Annotated in this window: 7 protein-coding genes; 2 read left to right on the top strand and 5 right to left on the bottom strand. The window is 37.1% G+C overall.

What is annotated here, in order from left to right:
- Positions 1-158 precede the first annotated feature (158 nt).
- From F6K40_RS18580 to F6K40_RS18565, 4 genes are all read right to left on the bottom strand, one after another.
- The gene (locus F6K40_RS18580) at positions 159-4,700 is read right to left on the bottom strand and encodes an ABC transporter substrate-binding protein (RefSeq protein WP_293138433.1); all 4,542 of its coding nucleotides are present in this window, start codon (positions 4,698-4,700) and stop codon (positions 159-161) included.
- Positions 4,701-4,941: 241 nt separating this feature from the next.
- Positions 4,942-6,201 (bottom strand): AAA family ATPase, encoded by a 1,260-nt coding sequence (locus F6K40_RS18575; RefSeq protein ID WP_293138431.1) that lies wholly within the window; start codon positions 6,199-6,201, stop codon positions 4,942-4,944.
- A gap of 659 nt (positions 6,202-6,860) precedes the next feature.
- Positions 6,861-7,253 carry a type II toxin-antitoxin system VapC family toxin gene (locus F6K40_RS18570; protein WP_293138429.1) on the bottom strand — a complete coding sequence of 131 codons (393 nt, stop codon included), beginning with the start codon at positions 7,251-7,253 and terminating at the stop codon, positions 6,861-6,863.
- Entirely contained in the window at positions 7,250-7,522 is a 273-nt protein-coding gene (locus F6K40_RS18565) for a hypothetical protein (protein ID WP_293138427.1), read from the bottom strand. Before F6K40_RS18565 ends, F6K40_RS18570 begins: the two co-directional genes overlap by 4 nt.
- Before the next feature lie 145 nt (positions 7,523-7,667).
- Between F6K40_RS18565 and bchH the strand changes: the two genes are divergently transcribed.
- Entirely contained in the window at positions 7,668-11,912 is a 4,245-nt protein-coding gene (bchH, locus tag F6K40_RS18560; RefSeq protein WP_293138425.1) for a magnesium chelatase subunit H, read from the top strand.
- A gap of 338 nt (positions 11,913-12,250) precedes the next feature.
- Positions 12,251-12,511, top strand: a complete 261-nt coding sequence (locus F6K40_RS18555) for an REP-associated tyrosine transposase (RefSeq protein WP_293138423.1) — start codon at positions 12,251-12,253, stop codon at positions 12,509-12,511.
- Positions 12,512-13,183: 672 nt separating this feature from the next.
- On the opposite strand, the gene pip is transcribed toward F6K40_RS18555, so the two are convergent.
- Positions 13,184-14,122, bottom strand: a complete 939-nt coding sequence (gene pip, locus F6K40_RS18550) for a prolyl aminopeptidase (RefSeq protein WP_293138421.1) — start codon at positions 14,120-14,122, stop codon at positions 13,184-13,186.
- Between the last annotated feature and the right edge of the window lie 253 nt (positions 14,123-14,375).

Below are 14,375 nucleotides of genomic sequence, written 5' to 3'. Positions count from 1 at the left end.
AAGGAGTAAGGAGTAAGGAGTAAGGAGTAATATCAAATCCGGTTGAATACAAGAGTGTATTGTTGGGGGAGATGGTCCGATTGTCCGATTTAATAATGAACATATACTATATAACCGGATTCTATATGAAGAATTTTTGATCTTCAAAGTGAGAGTCACTATTCCTTTACCAGACGAAAATCTAAATTAGAGCAAAATTGATTTGGAGATTCAACAACTTCAACAAGAATTGCTTCACGAGTAATTTCACCGTCTGGATTAAATCTAAGATTTTGCCCAGAAGAGGTTTCTTCAGGTAGGATATTGACTTGTTTAAGTTCTTCCAAAACTTTAGCTCTAGTAGGATTATCGCCAGAATTAGATAAAGCACCAATAAAAGCCTGAGTTGCATCATAACTGGTAGCAGTACGCCAGTCAACCGCTCCTCCCCACTGAGCTTTTGCTCGATCTAAAAATGCTTGTACATTGTCTAATTCTTTATGCCACGGCACCGCCAAAATCAAACCTTTAACTGCTTGCTTACCTTGGTTTAGGGTAGCGCAATCATATAGCGTAGTAGTATCAAACAATTTTAATCTTTGCTTTTCTGGCAATTGGTAATTAGCTTTGGCAATTGAGATTGCTTGGTCAATTGTTGCTATATCTGGGAATAGCATAGCTGCTTGAAACTTGCTATCTACAGCCTTTATAACTGCTTCTTTTGCGTCAAAATACTGTCCTTTTGAATCTTCAAATTCAACCTGATTCTCAGGGTTTAAAGAGGTAAAATAGTAATCAAAGAACTCCTTTATATTTCGACTAAATGAATTCTGTTCGTTATAGAAAACCATAACTTTTTCTATACCTATATCTTGAACATAGTCAGCTAGCTTTTGACTTAATACCAAGTTGTTAATGTTCGTTCTAAAGAAAACGTCTCCTTTCAATTCCGTACTTGTGCTACTGGAAGTAATCATAGCTAAACCTTTTTGTTCATATACTTCTAATGCGGCTTTACTAACACTGCTATCATTATGCCCTATTACACCTAAGATATCCTTGTTTTTCACTATTTCTTGAGCTAATTTGGGAGATATTTCATCACTGTTGCTATCATTGGCAATGACAATTTCGAGTAATCTAATATTTGTGTTTTGTGACGAATTATTTTGTAACTCAGTTTCGTTATATTCATTTTGTGCCTGAGCAACACCTCGCAAAACTGATTTAGCTCTTATCTGATTCTTATCTGCTGGTACAGCTACAGCTATTGTTAGAGGATTACCATAGCTAAGAGCCAGAGAATTGTTATAGTAAATCAACGGTTCTGGTTGGTTGCGATACTTCTGTGCAAGCTCTTCAAAACAATTGGCTGCTTCGTCATAATTCTTCTCTTGGAATTCTTGATTACAAGTTGAAATAATCCTACTATAACTTTCGTCGTTAGTCTCAGAAAATAGTGTGTTTTCACCACTACTAAATGTTTTTCCTGGTAGAATATCTGGTACTATTGGTCTCAAAAATGTTGCTATTCCAACCAGTAAAGGAACTGCCAAAGCTGCTGAAATGAGCAAAGGAGTTGGAACCTTTCTAGGCTTTTCCTTATCTCTAAAGTATTTAAGTCTATCTAAAGCGTCTGTATTCTCAGGATCAATTTCTAATACTTTTTCATAGAGCTTTTTAACTGAACTTAAATCTCTATGAAGTAAACGACTATTTTGAAAATAATAATTGCCATAACCAAACAATGATTCTATGTAATCTTTTTTCGCACGTTGTGGATTAATTTTGTAAGCTCGCTCATATAGTTCTAATGCTTCCTGATATTTTTTACTTTTTAGATATGCTTCAGCCAAGCGGAATAAAGCACTAAAATGGTTAGGATTAAGTTCTAAAGCTTTAGCATAGTGATATAACTCATCATTTATATTCCCTTGGTTCTCCCATTTATTGGCTCTTTCGTAGTAATAATTAGCTTCATTATCAAGTTTTTCCAGTTCCCATATCTCTGACTTTAGTGGGTAATATTTGACAAACCAATGACGCACAAACTCAACTGTAACTCTATTACCATCTGCATCTAAAAACTCATTTTCAATCAAAGTTTGTTGTGCGTGGTGTAGTTTATCTGTATCAACTCCAATGCTTTTTAGCAGCTTTAAAGGGTTTTCTGGGAGTGACTGATTTTTCTGCATAGCTATCTCTTGAGCTTCTGCTGCTGCTGAAAATACGACTCTTTCTGAAATCAATAATCCCTCCCGAAACCAAATTAACCCTGCTTCACTCAACTCAATAGCATCGTCTAGAACTTTGCCTACATCAGTTTCCAGAATCTGATCTTTTTCCTGTTCCCGTGCTTGTGCAAACAGAGCGTAACATATAGCTTGTGTAAAATAGGGATGTCCTGCTGAAAGCTTGAGAATTTTCTCTATTGCTTTGTTAGTGTATCGCAGAGATCCTCTAGTAGGTCTTGTAATCAACCTTTGGATACTGAATTCATCTAGTAGTCCTATTCTCAGATGAGGGGCGTTCTTAAATAATTCCAGAAGTTTTGGCATATCACTGAGTCGCCTTCCCACAACAGGAATAATAAAAAGTTGACTTTCCTCATACAAAATCTGCTGTAAGTATCTAAAGAAATCTTCAAACCATGAATCATTATTGTTGCTGTTTAATACATCAAACCCATCCAGTAATAATACTAAATTTCTACTACCCAATTTATGGAATATCGGATGTAATAATGCTCTGAATACATTTGGATCTTTTTCTAGATTTTGAATTGAAGCTAAACCAATTGTATTTGCATCTATTCCTAACTGCTCACAGATTTCTTGAGTAAGTTTGTAGATAATTTGATGGAGAGACCATTGGCCTTGATCTTGAAAATCTGACAGGATAAAAACAAATTTATTATCTAAATTTACCTTTTTAGGAATTTGCTGTAATACAGAGGATTTACCTGTACGTCTTTGACCATGAAGCAGAATAACTTGTTGATTATTACTCAAGTTATCTTCAATAAAACGAAACAGACTTTCTCGCCCAAAAAACAATTCTGGTTCATCAATAGAGCGACCAATAATATAAGGATTTCGCCTATTTCTTGTACTTCCTACAAATCTCTTAACTTCTGTCAATCTCTTAATTTCTATCAATTTCTCCTGTGCTAATATGTTGTCAGGATCGAGATTTAATACTTTTTCAAACTGTTCCTTAGCTATTTCCCACTTTCTTTGCTCCATCAACTTTTGCCCGTAACCTAAAAGCGATTCCACTAATCCATCCTCAGTCTGGATTGGATTAACTTCATATCCTCGTTGGTAACATTCGACTGCTTTGCTAAAGTCTTCGGCCTCAAGATATCCCTCTGCCAAATCAAACAAAGCCTGGAAATGGTTGGGGTTGATTTCCAAAACCTCCTTGTAAAGAGGAATGAGACTCGTCAGCGTCACTGACTCTTCGTGCAAGTCTGTTGCTAATTTATAAATGCGATTAGCCTTTGAAATCAGGTTCTCCAGTTCCTGTATTTCTCCTCTCAGAGAATATCGTTTCAATAACCAACGACGAACTAACTCAATTTTTACTCTATATCTAGGAACCTTCTCCAAAGATAAGTCTGAACTCTCTACCGCATCTAAAAAACCCCATTTAACTAATCGATCTGCTGCTGGAAACAGAGATTCTGTAGGAACAACTCCATATTCTTTCAACAGCGTCAAGGGTTCCTGCACAAGTTCAGCATATTTCATTGCTATCCTTTGAGCTTCTGCTACTGCTGAGAATATTACTCGTTCAGGAATTGGCAGTCCATCCCGAAACCATGTCAACCCACCTTCAGCACTTTCAATTGCTCTATCAACAATCATTTTATTCACATCTGCGCTGCTCACCTGCCATTTTGCTTCTGCTTGTGCTTGCTGGAAAATTTGAAAACAGATTGCTTGTGTAAAATAGGGATGGCCTGCGGAAAGTTCTAATATGGCTGCGATCGCATCGGGTTGATATTCCAGCACTCCCTCAACAGGTTTTGTAATTAACTGGGGATGACGAGATTGAGTAATCAACTGGATAGCACTGTCTCTATCCAACAAACCAATTTCTTGATTGGGCGCTCCCGCAAATAAATTGAGTAAGTTTTTCAGATCATCCAGTCGCCTTCCTACAACTGCAATAATGAAAAGTTGCTCATGGAAAAGTTGCTGACGATTTAAAATAATAGACTGTAAGTAGGGGAAAAAATGTTCTATTGCTGATGCCGGATTATAATTGCTCAAGACATCAAATTCATCTAATAACAATACTAAATTTTTGCCACCTAAATTTTCAAATACTTGAGGTAAAAAAATCTCAGAAAAAATCTCAGTATTTGCTTCTAAATCTGTCTTTAAAGGTGGCTTTATATTATCTGGTTTTGGCTGAATATTTCTAATGATTTCTATAGCTAATTTCTCCAATACTTCTGCAAGAGTTAAGCTGGCTTGGTATTGAAGATCGAAGTAAACAAAAACAAAATTATCTCCTCCCACAAAATTAGGGATTTGATATAAAAAAGATGACTTACCTATTCTGCGTTGACCCTGTAATAAGATAACTTTTGCACCATTGTTCAAGTTAGCATCAATAAAGTTAAACAGGCTATCTCTACCAAAAAATGATTCCTTTTCATAAATTGGATGACCAATGATATAGGGATTTTTCCGATTAGTTGAAAGTATCATATTAATTAATTTTAAATCAGCCTATTAAACCGACACATCCTAATGTTTTGTAATAAGTTATAGTAGGGTGTCTAGCTTGAAAATGTCAGTAAAAAACCTAACCCCCCAGCCCCCTTCCTATCCCCCCAGCCCCCCTTTCAAAGCTATCCCTTATAAGGAACTCTTGAAACCCTTGTGGGAGGGTGGGGAGGATGGGGAGGAGGGGGGAGGAGGGGGAGGGGCAGGGGGGAGAGGTCTTGTACTAGCTCATAAACAATTCTACTCCAGATGCCACATCATCTTTGTGTTCCCACAAAAATAGAACCACTTTTTTAACCCTCTCTAATTGCTTCTTACTCATCAGATTGAGAAATATTTTCTTACGCTTTTCAAGTTCTTCATCATTACTATTTTTAATCTCTTGAATTACCCACCATTCCATTAAAGAGGAAGCAAAAGAGTAAGTTATTTTATCCTCAGTTTTATTAGAGATAATTATGCCACGTTCCTCTAAATCATTTAATTTTTGTTCTTTTTGGCTCAAAATTATATCAATATTTCCCAAGTCATAACGCTGATTTGTTTGTGGCAAACGACCTTTTAAACGAGATAAAGCAATAAGCATTAAAATAGCTTGTTCTTCTTCAGTTGAAAGCTGCCATATTTTCTGAAAAAAATGTTTTGTTGCTGCTAAAAAATCTTTAGTAAATGTCTCAACATCACGGGCTTCCTCAGCTTGTAATTTGTTGTAAAAAATAAATCCAGCATTTTGTAATAAAGTAGGATTACTACCAGCTATTTGTCGAATCCTATCTTTTAACTTAGGTTTTATTCGCACTCCACTGAAAATATTTGTTACATCTTCCTCTGTAAATGGCTTCAGTGGTAAAAATAAATAATGATTAAACCAAGGAGATTTGTCTGGTGTTAGATCAGGGCCTATTTCATTCAAACGCCGCAATGAAGTAACAATCATTGACAGATTCTTCTCCGCTGAATCATTGGCTAAATTACGACATTCACTTAAAAAAATTTCTACATTTTCTGATTTATATTGAGAGTTTTCACGGATAGCAATATGATAATCATCCACCAGCAAAACTAAGTGTTTATTTTGTTTTCCTATCAGTTTTAATGCTTGGCGCAAATCATCTTTATTTACTTCTGGTTTTGCTGATAATGTATTAATTTCTGAATATAAAGAAGCATCTTTTTGAAACTTTTCAGCTAGCAACTTGAGAATTTCTTGCCAAAATTTAGAAGGTAGGAAAGGTTGGATACTGAAACAACTGAAATAAACAATAACAACTACAGATGGATCGAACCGACGTTTCTGCCAAATTTCAGGAGACTTTAAAACCTCTAACAAAGATGATTTGCCCATACCTGGACTTCCCCAAATTGCCACATGACCACGACTAGCTATTTGATCAAAAGTGCTATTAATCTCATATTTGCGCCCCACAAAACGTTCTGGGGGGACTGTTTTACCGACAGTAAAAGGATTTTTCGGATTTATCATTATATCTGGAGTTGAATAATTTAGTAAGAAAGGACTTATAGATGATAGTTCTGCTGTTTTAGTTATTATAACTATTTTAGTTATTATAACTTTAAAGGAATTTGGCAAGACCGAAAAGATACTCTCAGTTTAGAAGAATTGAGAAAATAATTTAATCGTTAATCATTCTATGACTAAAATAGAATTAAAAAATTACTGGCTTTTGATCTATAAATAGTAGACATATTTTTTGAGTAATTACAGTTAATAGTCTGATTGTAATATTAATGATTGAAAATCGTGCAAATGTGATTTGTCACCAGGAAATTATCAAGACAGTGTCGGTAATTTATGAAAAGGTATAAATCTTAATTTTATTCATTTTCTACAATTGTTAGTGGATCGATAGCAATTATTTCTGAGTAATTCTTAAAATCATTTAGAGACTGTTTGTAAAATAAGTATTAAGAGAGCATCACTTGTGATGTGAATCTAAAAGCGGTAATAATTCAAGAGATTAAAAATTGGTAGATAAAGAAGTATTCAGTAGTTATGTTCCGAGACTTTTTAAGCGATAAATATTTATGTTGATTTCTTCCTCCTTATTCCCTATTCCCTATTCCCTGTTCCCAGTTAAGTGTTCCCTGTTCCCTATCTCCTTTTTATATTTTCTGATACATTCAATCTCTTATATTAAGTGTCAATACATAATTAATTTGATGAACAATCATACTAGAAACTAATCTAGTGTCATGTGCCTTTTTTCCTATTACTTTGTATTTTATAATCAGCATTTCCCATTGTTGAAAAATACCTGGATTATCTTCATATAGAATAAAAATAGTTTTGAGTAGCTGAATTTCTTCTAGAGCTTGTTGAAAATCTAAACCTAAACCATTCACTTCAACAGGCCGTGTAGCTACTACCCAAAACTCGATCAAATTTTGTGGAAAAATACACAAATTTTCTTGTTTTTTCTTTAATAATAGAAGAGCCTTAAGTACACTTGAATGCTGAGGGTGATTTGTTTGTCTCAAGCGTAACAGAATATTTGTATCTAATAGATAAGTCATAATATTTCATCTTCTCTTGTATAAATATTTTCTCTACTAATTGCTTCATCTGGTAGAACAGAAAGACAATAATTAAGAGGAGAATTAATGAATTTGAATAATTTTTTTTCCCACTCGTCAATAGACACTTTAGATTGCCGATAATCTCCCACATCAGTAACTTCTTTTTCTATTAAACTTTCAATATATTTTTCAATTGATAAGTCTTGTGACTTAGCTTTTTCTCGAATCTGAACTTCAATTTCCGGTTTTAAATTAATAGTAATCATTATTTTTTATGTATGTTTACAATACTGCTAAATGCCGAAAAAAACATCACTTATAGAAATAATATAGCAATTCTAGAGCATGGTGACAATAATTAGTCTTTTTTCGTTATCCTAATAGTATAGTAACTTTTATAAAAATTAGGCCATGAAACGCATTGTCTTAATCGCAGGTTTTGAATCATTTAACACCGGATTATATCGCCAAGCAGCTCAATTGGCAACTTCTCGATGTCCAGATTTAGATATCCAAGTATTTAGCGATCGCGCTCTTTCCCAACAACCAGAAACTGTCGCTACTGCTCTCGAAAATGCTGATGTGTTTTTCGGCAGTCTCCTTTTTGACTACGATCAAGTTTTGTGGTTGCGCGAAAGAGTACAAAATATTCCTATTCGTCTGGTTTTTGAGTCAGCATTGGAATTGATGGCACTAACAAAGTTGGGAAAATTTGTGATCGGCGATCAACCGAAGGGAATGCCAAAACCAGTCAAGTTTATTCTCAGCAAATTTTCCAGTGGGAGAGAGGAAGATAAACTGGCAGGTTATATCAGTTTCCTGAAAACAGGTCCGAAATTACTCAAATTTGTACCAGTCAAAAAAGTGCAAGACCTCCGGAACTGGTTGATAATTTACGGTTATTGGAATGCGGGGGGTACAGAAAACGTCGCTGCTATGTGTTGGGTGTTGGCAGAAAAATATTTAGATTTAAAAGTTGGTGAAATACCTCCACCAGTGGAAACTCCCAATATGGGTTTACTGCATCCAGACTACCAGGGTTATTTTGAGTCTCCCAAAAAATATCTGGAATGGTATCGCCAACAAAAGCAAACTTGCCCGACTCCCGTTGTTGGCATTTTGCTTTACCGCAAGCACGTCATTACTAAACAACCTTACATTCCGCAACTTATCCGCAAATTTGAAGAGGCAGGTTTAACACCTCTACCCGTATTTATCAACGGAGTCGAAGGTCATGTTGCTGTCAGAGATTGGATGACCAGCGCTTCGGAAATTCAAAATTCAAAAGTCAAAAGTCAAAAGTTAGATAAAAGTCAAAAGTTAGATTCTGTTGAAACAGGACTTACGCAAATTAACCTTGAAAACGGCATATGTAGGGGGGAATGGCATTCGCCCTCAGTGGATTTAGTGTCCGTGCGTAAGTCCTGTGAAATTCAAAAAAATGATTCTGTTAAACCAATACTTTCCCTGTCTCCCGAAGCAGTGGAAGTCGATGCAGTCGTTTCAACTATTGGGTTTCCCTTGGTGGGGGGACCAGCGGGTTCCATGGAAGCAGGACGACAAGTGGAAGTTTCCCAACGCATTCTCACTGCCAAAAATGTACCCTATTTTGTAGCAGCACCTTTACTCATTCAGGATATCTATTCTTGGACGCGCCAAGGTGTAGGCGGTTTGCAAAGTGTCGTTTTATATGCACTGCCAGAATTAGATGGAGCGATCGATCCTGTTCCCCTCGGTGGTTTAGTCGGAGAAGATATTTATTTGATTCCCGAACGAGTCAAACGCCTCACAGGTAGAGTCAAAAATTGGATAAAACTGCGTCAGACACCCCCCGCAGAAAGAAAAATTGCCGTTATTCTTTATGGTTTTCCTCCCGGTTATGGCGCCACAGGAACAGCAGCATTATTAAATGTGCCGCGATCGCTCCTCAAATTCCTCCACGCTTTGAAAGAGGAGGGTTACAACGTTGGGGAAATTCCTGAAGATGGGGAACAACTTATTCGTCAAATTAAAGAAGCAGACGAAATTTATGCTTCCTCTTCCTCCCCCCTTTCCAAAAAGCAAAACACTACTCCTACCTCCCCCCTTTCAAAGGGGGGAACGAGGGGGGATAACAACCAAGATATTTTCAAGTGGGGAACGAGGGGGGATAACAACCAAGTTAATATTAAAACCCTAGAAAAATGGTTAGGATATCTATCAACAAGTCGCATGGAAAAACAATGGGGAAATCTGACCCGCACTGGCATAAAAACCGATGGTGAAAATTTTCATATTGGCGGAATTCAATTAGGAAATATTTGGCTCGGTGTACAACCACCCCTCGGAATTTCTGGCGACCCAATGCGCTTAATGTTTGAAAGAGATTTAACCCCCCATCCCCAATATGCAGCTTTTTATAAATGGCTCCAAAATGAATTTCAAGCAGATGCAATTGTTCATTTTGGAATGCACGGAACTGTGGAATGGTTACCCGGTTCGCCCTTGGGAAATACTGGCTATTCTTGGTCAGATATTCTGTTAGGAAATATGCCACATCTATATATATATGCTGCTAATAATCCTTCCGAATCTATGTTGGCAAAACGCCGTGGTTATGGAGTTTTAATTTCTCATAATATTCCGCCTTATAGTCGGGCAGGTTTGTATAAAGAATTGGTTAGTTTGCGAGAGTTAATTTCTGAATATCGGGAAGACCCCCAGAAAAATTCGGGGTTGCGAGAATCGATTTTTAAGAAGATTTTTGATACTGGTTTAAATTCAGATTGTCCGTTTGAGTATGGGAAAAAATTAGGGATTGAATTTACTGCGGAAAATGCACGGATGTTTAGTGCAGATGTGGTTAATCCCTATTTTGTGGAAATTTACGAATATTTGCAGGTTGTAGAACAAAGATTATTTTCTTCTGGTTTGCATACTTTGGGAGAAGTGCCGAATCAGGAAGAATTAAAATCTTATTTGGAGGCTTATTTTGGAGAGCTAGACACGGATTTTGGGCACGGATATACGGATGATGGTGTTAAGAAGGATGCTAAAAATATGCGGGATTTGTTGATGCGAAATGCTGATAAGCTAGACACGAATTTTGGGCACGGATATACGGATAATGATGTTAAGAAGGATGCTAAAAATATGCGGGATTTGTTAATGCGAAATTCTGATAAGCTAGACACGAATTTTGGGCACGGATATACGGATGATGGTGTTAAGAAGGATGCTGCAAATCTTCGGGATTTGTTGATGCAAAATACTGATAAATTGACTAATCTTTTGCGGGGATTAACCGATAAGCAAGACACGGATTTTGGGCACGGATATACGGATGATTCGGTTAATAAAGATGCTGCAAATATTCGGGATTTGTTGATGCAAAATACTGACGAATTGACTAATCTTTTGCGGGGATTAAATGGAGAATATATTCCGGCTGCTCCAGGAGGAGATTTATTACGAGATGGTCCGGGAGTTTTGCCGACTGGTAGAAATATTCATGCTTTAGATCCCTATCGAATGCCTTCTCCTGCTGCTTATGAAAGAGGGCGAGAAATTGCTCGGAAAATTATTGCTCAACATCTCGAAGAAAATCATAATTATCCTGAAACTGTGGCAGTAATGTTATGGGGATTAGATGCTATTAAAACTCGGGGTGAATCAATCGGAATTTTATTAGAATTAGTAGGTGCCGAACCAGTAAAAGAAGGTACAGGTAGAATCGTTCGTTATGAATTAAAGACTTTAGCTGAAGTCGGTCATCCCCGCATCGATATTTTAGGAAATTTATCAGGAATTTTCAGGGATAGTTTTGTCAATATTATTGAATTATTAGACGATCTATTCCAACGAGCAGCAACAGCAGACGAACCCGTAGAACAAAATTTTATCCGCAAACACGCTTTAGCATTGCAAGCGCAGGGAGTAGAAAATATTTCAGCGCGGTTATTTTCTAATCCTGCTGGTGATTTTGGTTCCTTGGTGAATGATCGGGTTGTGGATAGTAACTGGGAGTCAGCGGATGAGTTAGGCGATACTTGGCAAGGGCGAAACGTCTTTAGTTACGGACGCAAAGATAAAGGAGAGGCACGCCCAGAAATTTTGCAGGAATTGTTGAAAGGTTGCGATCGCATCGTCCAAGAAATTGACTCGGTGGAGTATGGTTTGACAGATATTCAGGAATATTATGCTAATACTGGTGGGTTGAAATTGGCAGCAGAAAAACAAACGGGTAAAAAAGTAAGTGCGAGTTTTGTCGAAAGTTTCTCTAAAGATACAACCCCCCGAAAATTAGAAGACTTGTTGCGGATGGAATATCGCACCAAATTATTGAATCCAAAGTGGGCAGAAGCAATGGCAAATCAAGGTAGTGGGGGAGCTTACGAGATTTCTCAACGTATGACCGCGTTGATAGGTTGGGGCGGTACCGCTAATTTTGTAGATAATTGGGTTTATGACGGTGCTGCCGAAACTTATGCTTTGGATGCAGAGATGGCGCAGAAATTGCGGGAAGCAAACCCAGAAGCGTTTCGGAATATTATTGGGCGGATGTTGGAAGCGAACGGACGTGGTTTTTGGCAAACAGATGAGGAGAAGTTGCAGAAATTGCGGGAGTTGTATGAATTAGCGGATGAGGAAATTGAAGGTGTGAGTAGGTTGGGTTAAGCGAGAGCGAACCCAATACCAACCCAGATCATGTAACAAGTAGGTTGGGTTAAGCGAGAGCGAACCCAATACCAACCCAGATCATGTAACAAGTAGGTTGGGTTAAGCGAGAGCGAACCCAATACCAACCCAGATCATGTAACAAGTAGGTTGGGTTAAGCGAGAGCGAACCCAAGCAAAACCAAGATAATCAGGCAATAAATAGATTAAGTATAATGAAGTGACACCCAACAAAAACCAAGATAATGTTGGGTTTATCCTTATCCTACGGATAAGCTCCGCTAACGGATAAGCTCCGCTAACGTTCCTCAACCCAACCTACAAAACTACAAAATATTATGGAATATCGTCGGGCAAAAACACCAGGAGCAACTTATTTTTTCACAGTAGTCACATACAACCGCCAGAAAATTTTGTGCAAACCTGAAAATGTAGATTTACTAAGAAAAGCTTTTCGATATGTTATGGAAAAACATCCATTTAAAATAGACGCTATTGTTATCTTGCCAGACCATCTCCATATACTTATAGCTTTAGAAATGGAAGTCACAAATATATTATTGCTCACCGCCCCAAAGATCCATCAATCATCCGCTTAACTGTTGTCAACCCAAAAGGAGATGTAATCTTGAACCGCCTGATGGAAAGAGTTGGTAATGATTGGGATGTCTAATATCATTTCTCATGCATGAATGCTATATCCGATCAGGGTGGGGAAGTGTGGGAAGTGTGGGAGGTGTGGGGAGAGGTTAAAAGTAGGAATAATCTATACTAACCGACTAATAATTGTCATGCCCCAGACTTTGAATTTTGGCAACTATTTGACTATTGAAGTATAGCTTAAGTATAGCATTACAGCGCTTTTCAGTTGAGTAGACCACTAAATTCATTGTTAGGAGTCAGGAGTCAGGAGTCAGGAGTCAGGAGTTAGGAGTTAGGAGTCAGGAGTCAAGAGTTAGGAGTTAGGAGTCAAGAGTTAGGAGTGAAGAGTCAGTATCATTGTGGTTTATTCATATGAAAACCGCTGTAATGCATGGTAATTTGTATAATATAAAATCTGCTTGCTTCGGAGTGCTATAAGAAACCGGGTTGATCAGAGACAGATATTAGTCAGCGATCGGCATTTCATACAAACCCGGTTTCTGTGCAATGGAAGTGTTATAAGAAACCGGGTTTATGGGAGGTAAATGTTAGATGGTTAGGTATTCAATAAACCCATTTTCTGTGGTTGACTACAAATGCTGATAGGTAATAGCTGTCTGCTGAATGCTTTAAAATTTATCAGTTGCTCTAATTAAAGCATCTTTAATTCCCGGTTCAGTCACCGAATGTCCGGCATCTGGCACTACAATAAATTCTGCTTCTGGCCATGCTTGATGTAATTCCCAAGCTGACACCATCGGACAAATAACATCATATCTTCCCTGAACAATTACTCCGGGAATATGCCTGATTTTATCGACATTTTTTAATAACTGTTCTTCTTCTTCAAAGAAGCATTTGTTAATGAAATAATGACATTCTATTCTGGCAAAAGCTACAGCAAAATGACTCTCACCAAAACTTTCCTTCACATTAGGATTTTGAATTAATTTACTTGTACTTCCCTCCCAAATTGACCACGCACGAGCAGCTTCTAATCGTACTTTTTCATCTGTACTGGTTAATCTTTGATAATAAGCTTTAACTAAATCATGTCTTTCTGCTACTGGAATAGGTTTTAAATATTCCTCCCAAGCATCGGGAAAAATTTTACTTGCACCCTCTTGATAAAACCAAGAAATTTCTTTTGGGCGTACTAGAAAAATGCCTCGTAAAATCAAACCAGTGCAACTTTCAGGATGGGTTTGACTATAAGCTAATGCTAGGGTACTTCCCCAACTTCCTCCAAACACAACCCAATTTTTAATACTTAGATGAACTCGCAGTTTTTCAATATCATTAACTAAATCCCAAGTAGTATTTTGATTAAGTTCAGCATGGGGTTTACTACGGGCACAACCGCGTTGATCAAAGAGAATAATTCGCCATTTTTTAGGGTCAAAATATTGGCGATAAATAGGGGTTATTCCACCACCTGGCCCACCATGTAAAAAGACTACTGGTTTACCTTGGGGGTTGCCACATTCTTCATAATAAAGAGTGTGAATATCGGAAACTTTTAGATTGTCTGTTTTGTATGGTTGAATAGCTGGATATAGTTCTCGCATAATTGTATTTAATTTGTAAAATAGGGAATAGGGAATAGGGAATAGGGAATAGGGAATAGGGAATGGGAGGAAATAATTGATTATTTATCTACGATAATTAATTTTATTTTTGATTATCGGAGCTGTCTAATAGTTATAATTAACTTTTAGTATTGCTCTAGCCTAATCAATAGATACTTAATGGGCTAGATTCACAATTAAAAATTAATAATTAATAATTAATAATTAATAATTACCGAAAACTAAATAATTA

Origin of the sequence: Okeania sp. SIO3I5 (assembly GCF_010672085.1) — a bacterium.
Classification (GTDB): Bacteria; Cyanobacteriota; Cyanobacteriia; order Cyanobacteriales; family Microcoleaceae; genus Trichodesmium.
The sequence above is the reverse complement of the archived record's forward strand: the minus strand, read 5'-3'. Positions and strand labels throughout refer to the sequence as shown.